This window comes from Jiella soli (assembly GCF_020615385.1).
In the GTDB taxonomy this organism is placed as follows: Bacteria; Pseudomonadota; Alphaproteobacteria; order Rhizobiales; family Rhizobiaceae; genus VKMB-3413.
In genome coordinates this window covers 60,454-79,309 of the sequence record NZ_JAJAVB010000019.1, presented here as the reverse complement: position 1 = coordinate 79,309, position 18,856 = coordinate 60,454, and the positions used below count along the sequence as shown (strand labels likewise).

The 18,856-nt window shown below is 67.2% G+C and carries 14 protein-coding genes; 10 read left to right on the top strand and 4 right to left on the bottom strand.

Annotated elements, in window-relative coordinates; translation table 11 throughout:
* Positions 1-198 precede the first annotated feature (198 nt).
* The 8 genes from LH400_RS11210 (at position 199) to LH400_RS11175 (ending at position 10,403) form a co-directional block, all read left to right on the top strand.
* On the top strand, positions 199-1,518 hold the full coding sequence (locus LH400_RS11210; protein WP_229152772.1) for an ABC transporter substrate-binding protein: 1,320 nt from the start codon (positions 199-201) through the stop codon (positions 1,516-1,518).
* Between the two features lie 224 nt (positions 1,519-1,742).
* On the top strand, positions 1,743-2,615 hold the full coding sequence (locus LH400_RS11205; RefSeq protein ID WP_229152771.1) for a carbohydrate ABC transporter permease: 873 nt from the start codon (positions 1,743-1,745) through the stop codon (positions 2,613-2,615).
* Between the two features lie 13 nt (positions 2,616-2,628).
* A complete protein-coding gene (locus tag LH400_RS11200; protein WP_229152770.1) occupies positions 2,629-3,459 on the top strand; it encodes a carbohydrate ABC transporter permease in 831 nt (276 codons plus the stop codon).
* A gap of 11 nt (positions 3,460-3,470) precedes the next feature.
* Entirely contained in the window at positions 3,471-4,475 is a 1,005-nt protein-coding gene (locus LH400_RS11195; RefSeq protein ID WP_229152769.1) for an ABC transporter ATP-binding protein, read from the top strand.
* 235 nt (positions 4,476-4,710) lie between these two features.
* The gene (locus LH400_RS11190; protein ID WP_229152768.1) at positions 4,711-6,183 is read left to right on the top strand and encodes a mannitol dehydrogenase family protein; all 1,473 of its coding nucleotides are present in this window, start codon (positions 4,711-4,713) and stop codon (positions 6,181-6,183) included.
* Positions 6,184-6,307: 124 nt separating this feature from the next.
* Complete coding sequence (locus LH400_RS11185) at positions 6,308-7,213, top strand: hypothetical protein (protein ID WP_229152767.1); 906 nt, start codon at positions 6,308-6,310, stop codon at positions 7,211-7,213.
* 132 nt (positions 7,214-7,345) lie between these two features.
* Positions 7,346-8,989 carry an FGGY-family carbohydrate kinase gene (locus LH400_RS11180; protein ID WP_229152766.1) on the top strand — a complete coding sequence of 548 codons (1,644 nt, stop codon included), beginning with the start codon at positions 7,346-7,348 and terminating at the stop codon, positions 8,987-8,989.
* 226 nt (positions 8,990-9,215) lie between these two features.
* Positions 9,216-10,403: a hypothetical protein gene (locus LH400_RS11175; RefSeq protein WP_229152765.1), complete on the top strand. Its 1,188-nt coding sequence runs from the start codon at positions 9,216-9,218 to the stop codon at positions 10,401-10,403.
* Between the two features lie 172 nt (positions 10,404-10,575).
* Here LH400_RS11175 and LH400_RS11170 read toward each other — a convergent pair whose 3' ends face one another.
* The 4 genes from LH400_RS11170 to LH400_RS11155 all read right to left on the bottom strand — a co-directional run bounded on the left by LH400_RS11170 (position 10,576) and on the right by LH400_RS11155 (position 15,112).
* Positions 10,576-11,787, bottom strand: a complete 1,212-nt coding sequence (locus tag LH400_RS11170; RefSeq protein ID WP_229152764.1) for a geranylgeranyl diphosphate reductase — start codon at positions 11,785-11,787, stop codon at positions 10,576-10,578.
* A 17-nt stretch (positions 11,788-11,804) separates the two neighbouring features.
* A complete protein-coding gene (locus tag LH400_RS11165; protein ID WP_229152763.1) occupies positions 11,805-13,151 on the bottom strand; it encodes a BCD family MFS transporter in 1,347 nt (448 codons plus the stop codon).
* A gap of 4 nt (positions 13,152-13,155) precedes the next feature.
* Positions 13,156-14,073: a chlorophyll synthase ChlG gene (gene chlG, locus LH400_RS11160; protein WP_229152762.1), complete on the bottom strand. Its 918-nt coding sequence runs from the start codon at positions 14,071-14,073 to the stop codon at positions 13,156-13,158.
* Positions 14,074-14,185: 112 nt separating this feature from the next.
* Complete coding sequence (locus tag LH400_RS11155; RefSeq protein WP_229152761.1) at positions 14,186-15,112, bottom strand: DMT family transporter; 927 nt, start codon at positions 15,110-15,112, stop codon at positions 14,186-14,188.
* Positions 15,113-15,343: 231 nt separating this feature from the next.
* On the opposite strand from LH400_RS11155, the gene LH400_RS11150 reads away from it, so the two are divergent.
* The gene (locus tag LH400_RS11150; RefSeq protein WP_229152760.1) at positions 15,344-16,636 is read left to right on the top strand and encodes an adenylosuccinate synthase; all 1,293 of its coding nucleotides are present in this window, start codon (positions 15,344-15,346) and stop codon (positions 16,634-16,636) included.
* A gap of 54 nt (positions 16,637-16,690) precedes the next feature.
* Positions 16,691-18,766: a hypothetical protein gene (locus LH400_RS11145; protein ID WP_229152759.1), complete on the top strand. Its 2,076-nt coding sequence runs from the start codon at positions 16,691-16,693 to the stop codon at positions 18,764-18,766.
* The last annotated feature ends 90 nt before the right edge of the window (positions 18,767-18,856 follow it).

Here is an 18,856-nt window from a genome sequence, read left to right as displayed (position 1 = left end):
TCAATTGAGTGCCTGCGCATTGCCGCGGGTGTCCGTGTTTCTCGGGCGCGTTCGAGGCCGCGACGGGCGCCGAAAAGGCGGCGCTGCGGCATTGGGATTGGTGCGCTGCGGCATGAAATTCGTTTGACAGGATGGGGCGGGGAGTGAGAATTTGCCCCAGCATTGAACAAATGCCCATTTCCGAGCTGGGAGGCTTCGATGAGATTCAACACGATTTCGGCGGGCGCGTTGTCGCTGCTCGCCCTTGCGGCTGCGCCTGCGACGGCGCAGACCACACTGACGATCGGTACCGTCAACAATTCCGACATGATCCGGATGCAGGGCCTGACGCCCGAATTCGAAAAGCAGCATCCGGACATCAAGCTCAACTGGGTGACGCTCGAGGAGAACATTCTCCGCCAGCGCGTCACCACGGACATCGCCACCAAGGGCGGCCAGTTCGATATCATGACGATCGGCACCTACGAGGTCCCGATCTGGGCGAAGCAGGGCTGGCTGGCTCCGCTCAGCTTCGACGACAGCTATGACGTCGACGACCTGATCCCGGCGATCCGCAGCGCGCTGTCGAATGACGGCAAGCTCTATGCGGCGCCCTTCTATGCCGAGAGCGTTCTGACGCTCTACCGCAAGGACCTGTTCGAGAAGGCCGGGCTCACCATGCCCGAACGTCCGACCTGGGACTTCATCGCGGATGCGGCGGCCAAGATCACCGACAAGGATGCCGGCGTCTACGGCATCTGCCTGCGCGGCAAGCCGGGCTGGGGCGAGAACATGGCCTTCCTCGGCAACATGGCCCGTGAGTTCGGCGCGAATTATTTCGACGCCGACTGGAAGCCGCAGTTCGAGAGCGAGGGCTGGAAGAAGGCCGTCAGCCTCTATGTCGACCTGATGCAGAAATACGGCCCTCCGGGCGCTGCGTCGAACGGCTTCAACGAGAACCTTTCGCTGTTCGGCCAGGGCAAGTGCGGCATGTGGATGGACGCGTCCGTCGCGGCCTCCTTCGTGACCGATCCCAAGCAGAGCCAGGTGCCGGACAAGGTCGGCTTCGCGCCGGCGCCCTGCGGCATCGAGAACTGCCCGAACGACGGCTTCAACTGGCTGTGGGCATGGTCGCTGGCGATCCCGGCTTCCTCGCAGAAGCAGGATGCGGCCGAGACCTTCATCGCCTGGGCGACCTCGAAGGACTATCTCGATCTCGTCGCCGAGAAGGAAGGCTGGGCGAACGTTCCTCCGGGCACTCGTACCTCGCTCTACAAGAACGACAAGTACACCTCGGCGGCTCCTTTCGCCGATGCCACGCTGAACGCCATCCAGCACGCCGACCCCTCGCCGACCGATGACAAGCCGTATTACGGGCTGCAGTTCGCCGCGATCCCGGAGTTCCAGGGGCTCGGCACCGCCGTCGGCCAGCAGATGGCTGCGGCGCTCTCCGGCTCGAAGTCGGTCGATGCGGCGCTCCAGGCCGCGCAGAGCCAGGCCGAGCGTGAGATGAGCCGGGCCGGCTACGGCAAGAAGTAAGTCTCCTCCCAAGAGACCTGATGCGCCGGGCGGTCCCTTCGTGGCCGTCCGGCGGATCCTCCGGGCCGAAGACGGTCCGACGGCGTCCGCAAGGCTTCGGCAGGAGCGGACGTCAGATCTTCCCGTCCGATGCGCGGCGCTCGGACGGAGCCAGCGTTGATGGTAGAGCAATCAAACGCGCGCGTCCGGCGTCAATGGGCGGCGCAAAGGTCGGAACGTCCGTCATGGCGACCACGCATACCAAGGCCGCGGCGCGGCTGATGATGGCCCCGGCGGTCATCGCCCTCATGATCTGGATGATCGTGCCGCTGGCGATGACGCTGTATTTCTCGACGCTGCACTATACGCTGTACAATCCGCTGTCGCAGCCCTTCGTCGGCTTCGAGAACTACAGCTACTTCCTCACCGACCCGACCTTCCTCGCTGCGCTCGGCAACACGCTGATGCTTGTTATCGGCGTGCTCGTCATCACCGTCGGCGGCGGCATTCTCGTCGCGCTCCTGCTCGACCAGGCCTTCTACGGCGTCAACATCGTGCGCCTCCTGGTCATAGCGCCCTTCTTCGTCATGCCGACGGTGGCCGCGCTGGTCTGGAAGAACATGATGATGAACCCGGTCTACGGGGTCATCGGCCAGTTCCTGCAGGCCATCGGCCTGCCACCGATCGACTGGATGACCGATCACGCGCTCCTGTCGATCATCATCATCGTCGCCTGGCAGTGGCTTCCCTTCGCCACGCTGATCCTGCTCACGGCGCTGCAATCGCTGTCGATGGACCAGAAGGAGGCCGCCGAAATGGACGGCGCCGGCGCACTGTCGATCTTCTGGTACATCACCCTGCCGCATCTCGGCCGCGCGATCACCGTCGTGATCCTGATCCAGACGATCTTCCTCCTGTCGATCTTCGCCGAGATCCTGGTCACCACGCAGGGCGGCCCGGGCACGCAGTCCACCAACATCACCTATCTCGTCGCCCAGCAGGCGACGTCCTACGGCGACATCGGCGCAGCGTCCGCCGGCGGCATCGTCGCCGTAGTGATCGCCAACATCGTCGCGATCTTCCTCGTTCGCCTCATCGGCAAGAACCTGGACGCGTAAGGGAGGAGGGCAGATGGCACGCAACGTTACCACCCGGCGCAAGATCGGCATGACGATCCTTGCCTGGTTCGTCGGGCTCCTGATCTTCTTCCCGATCCTCTGGACGTTCCTGACGTCCTTCAAGAGCGAACTCGCGGCGATCTCGATCCCGCCGGTCTTCGTCGGCTTCGACTGGACGCTGGAGAACTACCGGACCATCCAGGCCCAGTCGAACTACTTCCACTTCATGCTGAATTCGGTCTACCTGTCGCTCGGCTCGACGCTGCTCGGCCTGATCTTCGCGATCCCGGCAGCCTGGGCGATGGCCTTCTCGCCGACGAAGCACACCAAGGACGTCCTCCTGTGGATGCTGTCGACCAAGATGCTGCCGGCAGTCGGCGTCCTGATCCCGGTCTATCTCCTGTTCATCAATTTCGGCCTGCTGGATTCCCGGCTCGGCCTCATCGTCGTCCTGTTCCTGATCAACCTGCCGATCATCGTCTGGATGCTCTACACCTACTTCAAGGAGATCCCCGGCGAGATCCTGGAAGCTGCGCGCATGGACGGGGCGAGCCTGCGCCAGGAGATCCTGCGGGTCCTGACCCCGATGGCGGTGCCCGGCATCGCCTCGACCGTGCTCCTCAACGTGATCCTGTCCTGGAACGAGGCGTTCTGGACGCTGAACCTGACGACCACGCAGGCGGCGCCGCTGACCGCCTTCATCGCCTCCTTCTCCAGCCCGCAGGGCAATTTCTACGCCAAGCTCTCGGCGGCCTCGATGCTCGCCATCGCGCCGATCCTGATCGTCGGCTGGTTTTCGCAGAAGCAGCTCGTGCGCGGCCTCACCTTCGGCGCCGTCAAGTAAAGGGTCCGACCATGGGACAGATCCATCTCGAAAAGGTCCGCAAGGCCTTCGGTGACGCCGTCATTATCCCCGAACTCGATCTTCAGATCGAGGACGGCGAGTTCGTGGTCTTCGTCGGCCCGTCCGGCTGCGGCAAGTCCACGCTTCTGCGCCTGATCGCCGGTCTCGAGGACGTCACCTCCGGCAAGATCGAGATCGACGGCCAGGACGCCACCGAGCTGCCGCCGGCCAAGCGCCGCCTCGCCATGGTGTTCCAGTCCTACGCCCTCTATCCGCATATGAGCGTCAGGAAGAACATCTCCTTCCCGCTGAAGATGGCGGGGATGGATCAGGCCGAGATCGACAAGCGCGTGAACAACGCGGCGAAGATCCTCAACCTCGACAACTATATCGACCGGCGTCCCGGCCAGCTCTCCGGCGGCCAGCGCCAGCGCGTCGCCATCGGGCGGGCGATCGTGCGCGAGCCGGCGGCATTCCTCTTCGACGAGCCGCTGTCGAACCTCGACGCGGCGCTTCGCGTGGGCATGCGGCTCGAGATCTCCGAACTGCACCAGCGCCTCGAGACCACGATGATCTACGTCACCCACGACCAGGTCGAGGCCATGACGATGGCCGATAAGATCGTGGTGCTGAGGGCCGGCAAGATCGAGCAGGTCGGCTCGCCGCTCGACCTCTATTCGCGACCGGACAACACCTTCGTCGCCGGCTTCATCGGTTCGCCGAAGATGAACCTCCTGTCCGGGGCCGAGGCGAAGAAGAGGAATGTCGCGACGATCGGCGTTCGGCCGGAACATTTGAAGCTGTCGACCTCGGAAGGCGCGTGGAAGGGGACGGTCAAGGTCGCCGAACATCTCGGCTCGGACACCTTCCTTCACGTCGAATCGCCGGTGCACGACGAACCGCTGACGGTGCGTGCGGATGGTGAGTTCCCGGTCCGCCACGGCAACACGGTCTACCTCACCCCCGACGAGACGAAGATCCACCGTTTCGACGAGAAGGGACTGGCGATCCGATGAGGCGCCTCTTTCGATCGGAGCGCAGTCCTCGCGGGAGCGGGCACGCGTCGCGATCACGGCCGACAGGCTGAGAATATGCGGCAGGCGGACGTCGTCCGCGGCCATGTGACGAGGTAACCGGGCGAGGCAAGCCTGTCGCCCATGCTTCAATCCCGGCGGCAGGGTCCGCGCACGCGCCGAAAAGGCGGTGCGCCCGCTCTGCGCCGACGAGTTCGATCAGATCAGGAGCCAACCCATGAGTGTCCGGCTTTCGTCCGCCACCCTCGAGGAAGTCGCCAGGACTGCCAGCGTCTTCAGCTATGACCGGACGGGCCTCTCCGCCGGCATCCTGCATTTCGGGGTCGGCAACTTCCACCGCGCCCACCAGGCGGTCTATCTCGACGACCTCTTCAACACCGGCGAGGGCCACGACTTCGCCATCGTCGGCGCGGGCGTGATGCCGTCGGACCAGGCGATGCGCGACAAGCTCGCCGGCCAGGACTACCTCACCACCGTCGTCGAGCAGGACAATGCCCGCACCAGCGCCCGGGTTACCGGACCGATGACGGGCATGCTGCCGGTCGGCGATGCCGAAGCCATCATCGAGGCACTCGCCGATCCCGCGATCCGGATCGTCTCGCTGACCGTCACCGAGGGCGGCTATTTCGTCGATTCCGATGGCGTCTTCGATCCAGCGCATCCGGCGATTTCTGCCGACGGGGCCAATCCGCAGGCGCCGAAGACCGTCTTCGGCCTGATCGGCGCGGGGCTGAAGCGCCGCGGCGAGCGCGGCATCCAGCCGTTCACAATCATGTCCTGCGACAACATCCCGCACAACGGCAAGGTCTGCCGCCGGGCCGTCGTCGGCACGATGCGGCTGTCCGATCCCGCCTTCGCCGACTGGATCGACACCAATGTCGCCTTTCCGAACGGCATGGTCGACCGCATAACACCGGCGACCAGCCAGCGCGAGATCGACCATTGCCGCGAGACCTTTGGCATCGAGGATGCCTGGCCGGTCTATTGCGAAGAGTTCAAGCAATGGGTGCTGGAGGACGATTTTCCGGCCGGTCGCCCGGCGCTGGAGAGGGTCGGGGTCCAGTTCGTGCCGGACGTCACCCCCTACGAGCATATGAAGATCCGCATTCTCAACGGCGGCCATGCAGTGATCGCCTATCCGGCCGGGCTGCTCGACGTCCACTTCGTCCATGAGGCGATGGAGACCGATCTCGTCGCGCGCTTCTTGGAAAAGGTCGAGACCGAGGAGATCCTGCCGATCGTCCCGCCGGTGCCCGATACCGATCTCGGCGACTATTTCCAGCTGATCAAGCGCCGCTTCGCCAATCCGAAGATCGGCGACACGGTGCGTCGTCTCTGCCTCGACGGCTCGAACCGCCAGCCGAAATTCATCGTGCCCTCCGTCCTCGACAATCTGAAGGCCGGCCGCGAGCCCGACGGTTTGGCCCTCGAAAGCGCTCTGTGGTGTCGCTACTGCCGCGGCGTGACGGATTCCGGGGCCGTGATCGAGCCGAACGATCCGAACTGGGATCGGCTGGTGGAGCGTGCGAAGGCCGCCGAGACCGACCCGTCGGCGTGGCTCTCGATGAAGGACGTCTACGGATCCCTGAAGGATGAGCCGCGTTTTGCCGAACCGTTCGCCAAATGGCTCGGAATGCTGGCCGAGAAGGGCACCGCGCAGACGCTGAAGGCGTATCTCGGCGATGGGTGAGGGAGGACCGCTGCGGCTGGACGGACGGGTTCGCCGCCGCCTTCCGTAACGTCTCTGCCTGAAAGCCCCGCTCAAGCCTGTCCTGCGATGACATCGCGCAAAGCTCGTTCTGGGAGACTGCGCGATGCGATATCCGACATGTCTGGCCGCCGCGCTGATCGCGGCGCTCCTGCCCGTCTCACCCGCGTCGGCCGAATGGCAGGAGACCCGGAACGGCGACTGGCGGGGCGCCTATGCCTGCGAGCCGGGAGGCGACACCTGTGTCGCCATCACCTGCCAGCCCGGCGAGGACGCGAAATTCGGAATCTGGTCGAAGCAGTTCGCGTCGCTTGATCAGGGCGAAATGCGGCGGGAGCGGCAATTCGATGTCACGATCGACGGTGCGGCCTGGTCGCTTCCGGTCGATGGTGGCGAGTATCAGCCCGACAAGCGCGTGATCTTCTGGGCCATGGACCGGGGGCTCCTGGCGGATGTCGAGGACGGCCGGACGGCCTCCATTCGTCATTGGGGCGATCCGCATATCGATCTCGGTGACCAGGATGGGGTGCTCGCCAGGACGGTCGAAGGCTGTTCCTTCGCCGTGCGCACCTCGGTCGAGGCGGCTTCGGTCGATTCGCGGTCCGCAAGCGGCGGTTCTCTCTGGAGTTCGGCGACGGACGCATCGCAGCAGGCCGCGATGCTCCAAGACCTCATGCCGCAGGATGCGGTCTGCAAGCGCAGCGGCGACGATGCCTCCTGCCGGATCGGCGAACGGACGGATACCGATCTCAATTCGATCTCCGCCGGGTTCGAAGGCCGGACGGGCGACGTCACGATCCGGGCCGAGATCGCCCACCGCATTGGCGATCACGAGGGCTATCGCAACAGGCTCTACCGCACCGTGGCCGCGTTCGGCATTCCGCAAACCTTCGCGGACGACTGCCTTCTCAAGGGCGCGGTCACGCTGGATCTTTCCGGCTACCGCGTCGATTGCGACAGCAATCTGCCGTCGGAATCGACGATTGCGACATTCCATATCGTTCCGCGTTGAGGCTTGCGGCGAGGGACGGCGCCAGTCGAGGCTCCTTTCTCGGGCCGGCGGCCCCGCTGTGCGGCAGGGGCGCCTCTTTCCTTCAGGCGAAAAATCCGGCTAGGTCGCACCCAATGACAAGGGGGAGGCGGCATGGCTGAGGCGTTTCTCGGCATCGACGTGGGAACGGGCAGCGCCCGCGCCGGCCTGTTCGACGCAGCGGGCACGCTTCTCGCAGCGGCCAAGCGTCCGATCCGGATCTGGCGCGAGGAGGGCGATGTCGTCGAGCAGTCCTCCGATGATATCTGGCAGGCGATCTGCGAAGCCGTCGGGGAGGCGCTGGCGACGGCGGGAATCGCCCCCTCCGCGGTGAAGGGCCTCGGCTTCGACGCGACTTGTTCGCTCGTGGTCCTCGACCCGGACGAGCGGCCGCTGTCGGTCAGCCCCTCCGGCGACCACCAGCGCAACGTCATCGTCTGGATGGATCATCGGGCGCTGGAGCAGACCGCCCGCATCAATGCGACGAAGCATCCCGTCCTCAAATATGTCGGCGGCGCGATCTCGCCGGAGATGGAGACGCCGAAGCTCCTGTGGCTGAAGGAGAACAAGCCGGAGACCTTCGAACGCGCCGGCCATTTCATCGATCTCGCGGACTTCCTCTCCTTCCGCGCGACCGGGGCCCGCGAGCGCTCGGTTTGCACCGTCACCTGCAAATGGACCTATCTTGCCCATGAGGGCCGCTGGGACGCGGACTATTTCCACACGATCGGTCTCGGCGAACTGGTCGAGGACGATTTCGCCCGCATCGGCAGCAAGGTCGTCGACATCGCGACGCCGCTCGGGGATGGGCTGAGCGAGCGCGCCGCCGCCGAACTCGGTCTCGTCGCGGGAACGCCGGTCGGCGCCTCGCTGATCGACGCCCATGCCGGCGGGGTCGGAACGCTGGGCGGAGCGACGCCTTCGGGCGAGGCGGCCGATCCCGCGAGCGAACTCGCCTTCATCATGGGCACCTCGTCCTGCACCATGGCGCTCACCCGCGAGCCCGCCTTCGTCGACGGCGTCTGGGGCCCGTATTTCGGCGCGATGGTGCCGGGCTACTGGCTGCTCGAAGGCGGCCAGTCAGCCTATGGCGCGGCGCTCGACTATCTCGTCGCGCTGCATCCCGCCTACCGCGAGGCCGAGGCGAAGGCGGCCGCCACGGGCGTCTCCGTCCTCGACTTCCTCGAGACCCGCGCGATCGAGCTTGCCGGCTCGGCCGAGGCGGCGGCGAGCCTTGCCGGCGGCCTCCATATCGTGCCGGAGTTCCTCGGCAACCGCTCGCCGGACGCCGATCCGCAGGCGACGACCATCCTCTCCGGTCTCACCCTGATCGAGAGCCTCGACAGCCTCGCTAAGCTCTTCGTCGCCGGGCTCTGCGGCCTTTGCTACGGCACCCGGCAGATCGTCGAGGCGAACCGCGAGAAGGGCGTCGCCTTCGGGACGATCGTCGCCTCGGGCGGGGCGGCCCATTCGGCGCTCCTGCGGCGCATCCTCGCCGATGCGACCGGCCTCGTCGTGGCGCTGCCGGCCACGCGCGAGCCGATCCTCCTCGGCAGCGCCATCGTCGGCGCCGTCGCGAGCCGGCGGCAGCCGAGCCTGACTTCGGCCGCGGCGGCGATGTGCCGGGTCGGCGAGACGGTTCGTCCGGCCGGCGGGGACATTGCCGCCTTCCACGAGGCGAAGTACCGGGCGTTCCTTGAGCTGAAACACTGCGAACGGCAGGTTCGGACGATCATGCGGCAGGTCGCGGCCGTCTGACGTCGACCCTCGGCTTCAACGGGACCGCCTGTAACCGCTTTTCCCCCGGCTGATGCGCCGACGGCGGCAGGTCCGTTCGATTTGACTTCCGTAGAGGAATGCACCATTCCTTGAAGGGGAGTTCCGCGCGTTTCAGCGAAGGTCGCTCTGTATGGCGTGTAGATCGAGCTGCTTTTTGTATCGCCGGCCCCGAAGGTCGCTTCTTCGTCTTGCCGCCTTGCTCGCCATGACTATCGTTGCGGCCGAGACGCGAGCCGCCGACAAGCCCGTGCATCTCCTGGCGTTGCAGGATGCTTCTGACAAGCAAAGCGTACCAGCCTCCGCCGGACTTGCCACCGCGATCGAGACCGCGCTCCAATCCGCGATCGACACGGCCACGTCCGCACCCTGTCCGCCGGACGGGAGCCGCCGCAATGTCGCGCTCGCCGCGGCGGACAGCGCTCCGGACCTCATGGCGGCCCTCGGCGCGCGCGGGGAACCACTGCGGGAAACCGAGATTGCGCAGCGATCGAAGACACTTTCCGGCTTCGACGACCTTGTGATCTACGGTTTCGAGACCGTGGCACACGCCGGTGTGGGTTCCGGAGACGAGGGGCTCGTCATGAGTGGCGAGCTTCGCCTGAAGCTCATGGACACCGCGACGGGCATCGTCGAACTGCAGGACGTCGTAAAACGGCGGGACGTTTCTCTGTCGGAATGCCCCTTTCCAGGTGCCCTGGACGGTCCGACCGGGAAGACGAACCCCCAGGACGAGTTCAAGGCATGCGTCACCTCGGTCCGGGACCGCATGGCGGGCGCGATGATGGCGGACGCGGCTTTGAAGATCGTCGGTTCGGCGTCCTGCGGCGTCGCGTCGGTCGCGTCGGTCGCGTCGCTCGCCCGCCCGACCTTTCGCCTCGTCGCCATCTTCGACACCACCGAGCCCGGCAGTCTCACCGGCGTCTCCTTTGAGGACGCCTTGCTGCGCGGCCTGAGGCGGGAACGGGTCAGGCCCGACGAAGGCGAGATGATCTTCTTCTCGGCCTCGCCCGATGTGGCGGAACCCTTCGGCAAGCGCGATACCCGTCCACCGGGACTCGCCGAGATCCGGCAGAAGACGGCGGCAGCGATCGGCGATGTCGATGGCGTCGTGATCGCAAGCCTGGCCGCGAGCGCCTCGGCCGGCGAAGACGGGAAGGTCCTCTTAAGCGCGGACATGATCTACCGTCTCTACGACGCGCGCTCGGGCCGTCTGCTCCTCAACGACAAGATCGGGCTGGAGCCGCGGCCGGAGTTTCAGGGATGCGCGGTGACGAATGGCGGGAGGGAGGCCGTTCCCTACTGCATCCGGAGCTTCTTGCGCGACGCGGTCGCCGACCTCGGCGCCAAGGGGGCCGAGCGTATGGCCCTACTCCTCGGGCTTGTTCAGCGCTGACCGGGCAGTCCCGGAGGGACATGCCATTCCGGCAGGAGGTGAACCTGGCCGCAGGTCTCTTGTGAGCCTGCCAGCCGCCCTGCCGCTCCTGAGAGCGCGCGGGTCCATGCGAACGCGCAAAGCTCGATGCGGTAGTCCGGCCGACGCGACTGCCAGTCCGTCTCAAAAAATTTCAGGGCGAGACCAGCCGGAACAGATGGGCGAGGTCCTTGAAGAAGATCCTGACATGCGCGGCGGGATCGCGCCGGGTCAGCTTCTTGTTCATGTAGGATTCCCAGGTCAGCCGCTGCACGTCCTTGTCGCGGCAGATCGAGACGAAGCGCTCGCGCTGCTTGTCCGAGCGATACCAGAAGCGCTGCATGATGCCGAGGATCCAGAAGACGCGGCCATGCTCGCGCATGAAGGCCTTGCGCGCCGTCGATAGAGCCCGGGCTTCGCCGGTCTTCAGGAACCGTTCGGCCGCATCGGCCACCATCTCGGCCGAGACCATGGCGTAGTAGATCCCCTCGCCGGAGGCGGGGGCGACGACGCCCGCCGCATCGCCGCAGAGGATGACGTCGCGGCGGTTGTCCCAGCGCTTCAGTGGCTTCATCGGGATCGGCGCGCCCTCGCGGCGGATCGTCTCCGCGCCGCCGAGGCCCGCCGCCTCCCGCAGCCGCGCTACGGCCGGGCGCAGGCCGTAGCCCTTCTCGGCGCTGCCGGTGCCGATCGAGGCCGTCTCGCCATGCGGGAAGATCCAGCCGTAGAAGTCCGGCGAGATGCCGCCTTGATAGTAGACGTCGCAGCGCCTGGGGTCGTAGTCGGCGCCATCGGCGGGCGCCGGTGAACGGACGATCTCGTGATAGGCGAAGACGCAGGGCACCTTCTCCGCGCCCGGCACTTCCTGCCGCCCGACCGCCGAGCGGGCGCCGTCCGCGCCGATGACGAGGCGCGCGGCGATCTGGAGGACCGGCCCGCTTGCGCCCCCGCTGCGATAGGCGACGATCGCCCGTCCGGCTTCGTCGCGCAGAATTTCGGCGAAGACGCCGGTGCGGCGCCGGGCCCCGGCCTTCTCGGCCCGCTCGCGCAGCCATTCGTCGAAATTCGCGCGGTCGACCATGCCGACATAGCCGCCGCCGTCGATCGGCATCGGCACGCGCTTGTCGGAGGGGGCGACCATCTGCGCGGCGGAAATCCGCGCGACGAGAAGCTCCGGCGGGATCTCGAAGTCACGCACGAGCCGCGGCGGAATCGCGCCGCCGCAGGGCTTGATCCGCCCGGCGCGGTCCAGAAGCACGACGGAATGGCCGGCCCGCGCCAGGCGCTCGGCCGCGGTCGCGCCAGCCGGTCCGCCGCCGACGACCACGACATCGGCCGTCTCGAGCGGGCTCGCAGCCTCGTTCAATCCTGATCCTCGATGGGTCATGCCGGTACTGCCAAGTTGGAGGGATCGTCGGTCCGCATTTCGGCGGGGGCGAAGCGCGGCTGCCGTCCGGCGCCGACCGCACGCAGCGCAAGCCAGCCGGACACGAGGAACAGCACCGCCTCCACCGCGAAGACCGAGCCGTAGGCCGCGGCCGCGGAGGATATCAGGCGACCCGCGGCATCGACCGCCACCGTGCCGAGGAAACCGCCGAGGCCGAAGGCGATCGCCTGCGCCGCGCCCCACAGGCCCATGCGCACGCCCTCGCGCGCCTTGCCGCCTTCGCCGGCGAGCGCCATCATCGCGCTGATCGCCGAGACGGCGAAGATGCCGTTGAAGAGGCCGAGCGCGAAGACGGTCTCGGTCAGCGGAAAGCCGGAGGCGTAGGATCCGGATACGGCAAGCGCGGCGAGCGTTGCGGCCGCGCCGAGGCAGCCGAGGACGCAGAGCGCCCGCAACAGGCCCGGCAGGCGCTTCGACAGAAGCCCGCCCGCCAGCGCGACGAGGATCATGCCGGCGAGCACGCCGCCGTGCTGCGCGCTGGATAGAAGCGTCGTCTCGCCCGGCGTCATGTGGAAAACGAGGCCCGCGAAGGGCTCGAGCACCAAGTCCTGCGCGCTGTAGGCCAGCATGGAGACGAAGATGAAGATTGTGAAGCGGCGCGCCGTCGCCTCGCGCCAGACCTCGGCCAGCGCGGTCTCGAAGGCCGGCTTCGGCGCGGTTCCCGCTGCGGCCGATACGGGTGCCGCGCGGCGCTCGATGCCGGTGATGGCCACGATGCTGATCAGGAGGGCGGCGGCGCAGACGGTGCCGGTCACCGCGATCAGGCGCTGCGGCGAATAGGGATCGAGAAAGCCACCGGCGAGCCCGGTCGTCAGCGCGAAGCCGGCGATCATCATGATCCAGATCAGCGTCGCGGCCGGCGCGCGCCGGTTCTCGGAGACATGGGTTGCGACGAGCGTCAGGAGGTTGGTGCCGGCGGCGCCGACGCCGACGCCGATGAGGAGGAAGGCGAGCGTTGCCGCCGCCATGCCGAGAGCGGGGTCGGCGCCCATGAGAGCCGTGGCTACCGCCGCGCCGGTCGCGCCGAGCGCCAGGACGGCCATGCCGCCGACGATGAAGGGCGTGCGCCTCCGTCCGCCGTCGGCGCCATGGCCGAAGCGGGGCCGCAGCATCTGGACGGCATAATGCAGACCGACCAGGGCGCCCGGCAACATCGCCGGCAGGGCAAGTTCGACGACCATGATGCGGTTCATCGTCGAGGTCGTTAGAACGACCATGGCGCCGAGCGCCGTCTGCACCAGGGCGAGGCGCAGAATGTCGAACCAGGTCAGCCCGCGCGCCATCGGTTCAGGTCCCGAGGACGGCACTGAGGGCGAAGGCCGAGACCATCATGCCGGCGACATACAGACTGGTGCCGGTCGCGTTGTACCAGGGCGCCCGGGCTCTAGGGTCGGCCACAAATCGCCGCATCAGGACGATCTGCGCGGCGATCAGCACCGCGACCGCCGTGGCGAAGATCGGCGCGCCCCAGGCGGCAAGGAGCGCGGCGACGAGCGTCTGCGGCAGGGCCATGACCAGGCAGGCGATCACCGCCGCGCCGGAGACGCCGTACTGGACGGGGAGCGTGCGCACGCCGAGCGCGGTGTCGCCTTCGATCGACTTGAAGTCGTTGAGCGTCATGATGCCGTGCGCGCCGACGCTGTAGAGATAGGCGAGGAGCACGATCTTGGAATCGGGCATGCCGCCGGCAACGACCGCGGCCCCGGTGAACCAGGCGAGGCCTTCGTAGGAGATCGCCACGGCCGCGTTGCCCCACCAGCCATTGCGCTTCAGCCGGAACGGCGGCGCGCTGTAGGCCCAGGCGAAGAGACAGCCGAGCGCCGAGGCAGCACCGACGACGGGGCCGAGCAGAAAGGCGATCAACAGCGAAAGCCCGGTCCAGCCGATCGCCATGTAGAGGCCGGATCGGCCGGGCATGCGGCCGGACGGGATCGGCCGCTGCGGCTCGTTGATCGCGTCGACATGGCGATCGAACCAGTCGTTCACGGCCTGGCTCGCGCCGCAAAGGAGGGGACCTGCGAGCACGATGCCGGCTAGCACGGTCCAGACCGTGGCAGCATCAGCGGGCGCCGAGGACCGCGCCGAGATCGCGCCGCAGCCGAACGCCCACATCGGAGCGAACCAGGTGATCGGCTTGAGGAGTTCGAGCGCGGCCGACGCGGACGGGCGCGAACTTGCGGGGGCGTCGAGGATCAAGCGGCTCATGCGGCGAGGCTAGGCGGCGTCGCCGTGAGTGTCAATGTAAATTGACAGTCGCGGCGTCCATGTCTCAGGCGTGCGCCGCGACCGGGCTTTTCTGGATCCTGATCCGAAGCGTCTATCGTTCCGCCCGGGTCTGCTGCTCTTGCGGCCGGGATCTGCGGGCCGCGTGTTCCGCCAGCAGGATTCCGCCGAGAACGCAGCCGAGCGCGACGAGATGGTAGAGATGGAAGTCTTCGCCGACGATGGCGACGGCGAGCGCCGCCCCGAAGATCGGCACGAGGTTGATGAAGAGGTTGGCCCGGTTCGGGCCGATCATCTCCACGCCGCGGATGTAGAGCGCCTGGGCGAGGAGGCCGGGAAATATCGCCGTGTAGAGCGAGGCGGTGAAACCCTGCCAGTCCGGCGCCTGGGAATAGCCGAGGGCCCATTCGATGACTGCGAAGACGATCGCGACGAGAAGCGCGGAGGCCGACAGCACGAACAGCATCGCCCGCCAGTTGATCGCCGGCTTGAAACGCAGTGCGACGGTGTAGCCGCCATAGAGCAGGACGGCGATCATCATCAGCGCGTCGCCGCGGTTGAGGTCGAGACGCAGGAGCGAGGTAAGGTCGCCATGCGCGGCGGTGAGCGCGACGCCGACGAGGGTCAGGAGGAAGCCTACGATCTGCAGCGGCGCAACCGCCATGCGGAAGAGTAAGAAATTAGCCAGGAACACGACCAGCGGCATCGCGGACTGTTCGATCGTCACGTTGATGGCTGTGGTGTAGGTGACCGCCAGATAGAAGATCGCGTTGAACAGCGTGAAGCCGGCGGCGCCTAGCGCGAAGAGATAGGGCAGCCGCGGCCGGATCACGGCCCAGTCGCGCCGGACGTCGGAGATCGCGAAGGGCGCGATCAGCAGCGTGGCGACGGACCAGCGGATGAGGACGATCAGCATCGGTGAGACGTGACCCGCCGCGAGCTTGCCTGCGACCGCATTGCCGCCCCAGAACAGAGCGACGGTCGCGAGGATGAGATAGGGGTGGGCGAATCGCGAAGCCATGCCGCCCGTTTAATGGGCAGGGACGAGCCCGCATAGCGGGCATTGTAAAATAAGCAGGGCTGACGATTTTTGCGGACTTCGCACTTTCCGGGCTTTCGGCAGGCTTGCGTGCGGGTGCGGTCATGCTACCCGGCGAGCATGTCGCGTCTCGCGTCCGCCGATCCGCTCCTCTATAGTCCGGCCGGTTTTGCGCGACCGGGACGCGCGGGAAATGCTTGAGAGGAATGCCGAATGGCCAATGTCGTCGTCGTCGGGTCGCAGTGGGGAGACGAGGGGAAGGGCAAGATCGTCGACTGGCTGTCGGAGCGCGCCGATGTGGTGGTCAGGTTCCAGGGCGGCCACAATGCCGGCCATACGCTCGTCGTCGACGGCGTCTCCTACAAGCTGTCGCTCCTGCCCTCGGGCGTCGTGCGATCGGGCAAGCTCTCGGTCATCGGCAATGGCGTGGTCTTCGACCCGCACGCCTTCGTGGCGGAAAAGCGGCGCCTGGAGGGGCAGGGCGTGAAGATCGACCCGACCTCGCTGCGGATCGCCGACAATGCCGCGCTGATTCTCTCGCTGCACCGCGAACTGGACGCGACGCGCGAGAATTCCAATTCCGGCACCAAGATCGGCACGACGGGCCGCGGCATCGGCCCGGCCTATGAGGACAAGGTCGGCCGCCGGGCGCTCCGGGTGATGGATCTCGCGCACCCGGAGAGCCTGCCGGAGCGGATCGAGCGCCTGCTCGCTCACCACAATCCCCTGCGGCGCGGCCTTGGCCAGGAAGAGATCTCGGCGGCAGCGATCCTGGAGGAACTCACCTCCGTCGCTGGCGAGATCACGCCCTACATGGACCGCGTCTGGCGGCTCCTCGACGAGCGGCGGCGGGCCGGTAACCGCATCCTCTTCGAGGGCGCGCAGGGCACGCTCCTCGATATCGACCACGGCACCTATCCCTTCGTCACCTCATCCAACACCGTCGCCGGGCAGGCGGCGGCGGGATCCGGTCTTGGCCCCGGCAGCGTCGGCTTCGTCCTCGGCATCACCAAGGCCTACACGACGCGGGTCGGCGAGGGCCCGTTCCCGAGCGAGCAGGACAACGAAATCGGCCAGTTCCTCGGCGAAAAGGGTCATGAATTCGGCACCGTCACCGGCCGCAAGCGCCGCTGCGGCTGGTTCGACGCCGTCCTGGTGCGTCAGGCGGTGGCGCTGAACGGCATCCATGGCCTGGCGCTGACCAAGCTGGATGTGCTCGATGGACTGGACGAGATCAAGATCGTCGTGGGCTACAAGTTGGATGGTCAGACGATCGACTATCTGCCGGCAAGTCTTGCCGAGCAACAGCGGGTTGAACCCATCTACGAGACCTTGGAAGGCTGGCGCGATACGACGGCAGGCGCGCGGCGCTGGAGCGATCTCCCGGCGCAGGCCGTCAAATATGTCAGGCACATAGAGGAGCTGGTCGCCGCGCCGGTCACGCTCCTGTCGACCTCTCCCGAGCGGGACGATACAATACTTGTTCGTGATCCGTTTCAGGATTAGAGTCTTTTCCGAGCCGGGACCTCGAACAGCTAGACAAGTGAGTGACTGCGATCCATGGCGGATTTGAGCGGCGTTCTCCGTAAGACCATTGACGGCCTGCCGCAAGCATCGCCGCAGATGCGCGAAAAGGTCTACGAAAAGGCCCGCGCGGCGATCCAGCGCCAGATCAACGCAGCCAATCCACCGCTGGCGGAAAACGTCGTTGCGGCGCGTCTGTCGGCGCTGGAAGACGCGATCAAGCGGACCGAGCAGCATTATTCCGGCAATGGCGAAGGCGCTCCGGCCGCCGCCGAGGCGCCGCAGGACCAGCCGCCGCAGGCGGCCCCGCCCGCCTCTTCTCCGGGTGCGCCGCGGGCAGCGACCCCGCCTGCCTCCGCCCCGAGACCGGCCCCGTCCGCACCCCAGACAGCGCAGAACCCGTCCGCGGGCGCCGCAAGCACAGCCCCGGCGATGCCGCGTGCGGCCCCGCCCGCGCCGCAGCCGAGCCCGGCAAAGCCTGCATCGGCGCCTCCCGCGATGGCGCCGCAGGCTGCGACTCCGCAACCCAATGGCGGCAGTCCGGCCGCCCGGGGGCCTGCGACGCAGCCGCCGGTCATGCCGCCGATGGTGGACGCCGAGAGCTCGCAGCCGCGTCCCGCTCCGCCGGCCAGCCCCGCCCCGCGGACCGAGCCGCCCCGCTCGGCCGCCGCTATCCCCGAGCCTGGTCAGGAAAGCGCCGACCAAGGCAGGCGAACCCCGCCGCCCTTCTTTCCGCCGGAGACCGAGGCGCCCGAGGTCGACGACCGTCCGGCGACCATCGGAGCGCCGTTCATCGTCCCGTCCGAGGGCGAGGAGAGCGATTCGGTCGGCGGAACCGGTCCGGCCCTGCGGGAGGCGAACGGTCGTGCGCGCGGCGAGCCGCGCATTCACGACGACAGCCGCGTGCCGAGCGATATCCGCATCGACGACACCGGCATTCCCGAGGCCGATCTCACCGCGCCCCGCTATACGCCGCGGCGGGCGCAGCGGCGTGGCCGAGGCCCTTCGGCCCTTGCCGCCGTCGCCGTGATCCTGCTGCTTGGCGGCCTCGGCACCGCCGGGTGGATCTATCGCGACGAGCTCGAAGCGCTGCTGGTCGAGCCCGGCGGTATCGACACCATCGCCAACAATTCGGCCGAGCCGACGGGCGAAGCGACCAGCGGCTCTGGCGCTGTCGGACAGACCGAGGCCCAGAACTCCCCGCCGGGCGTCGCCGAGGACACGACGGTGGCGGCCAACGAACCGGCCAATTCATCGGCGTCGACGCGGCAGTTCACGCAGCGCTTGATGCCGGATGGGACGGAGGTGGACGAGGGTCCGGCCAAGGCTGCGCCCAATGCTTTCGACGAAGGGACGAATGTCGCCGCGGCCTCTCCGGTGACGGAGCAGCCCGCGCCGTCCGGTGAAGCGACGCCGACGGTCAACAGCGAGATCGGCGAGAACCCGTCCGTCGTCGGCGGGACGATCCCTGGGACCGCGTCCGGCGAGCCCGGCGCAACCGCGGCCGATACGCCTGCCGAGGCGACAGCCACCACGGCGAACTCCTCCGCCAACGGGGTGCCGCAGGTCGCGCAGAAGGCGGTCTTCTATCAGGAGAAGACGGAAGACCTGCCGGGCACGCAGGAGAGCGGCAATGTCGTCTGGTCGGTGATCAAGGAGCCGCCGGCGGACGGACAGCCGGCGGAAGCGGCAATCCGCGCGGTCGCCGACGTGCCGGACGAAAACCTCAAGCTGACGATGACGATCAAGCGCAATACGGATCCGACGCTGCCGGCGAGCCATGTCATCGAGCTTCTGTTCGAAGTGCCGAAGGACTTCTCCGGCGGCGGCGTCGCCAATGTGCAGCGGCTGGCGCTGAAGGATACGGAGCAGGCGCGGGGCGAGCCGCTGATCGGCGTCGCCGGCAAGATCTCGGACAACTTCTTCATCATCGCGCTGAACAATCTCGATCAGGCAGTGCAGAACAATCTGTCGCTTCTGCAGAGCGAGCAATGGATCGACATTCCGCTCGCCTACGCCTCCGGCCGTCGCGCGCTGATGTCGATCGAGAAGGGGATTCCGGGGGACCGCGCCTTCAAGGAGGCGATCGCCGCCTGGAACGCCAAGACCTGAGGGACGGCCGCCGGCCTCTGGCCGGCGGCGTCGGCTGTTCACGGGAGACCACCTCTGGTGGCCTCATGGCCGGAATATGTTTCCGGCCCG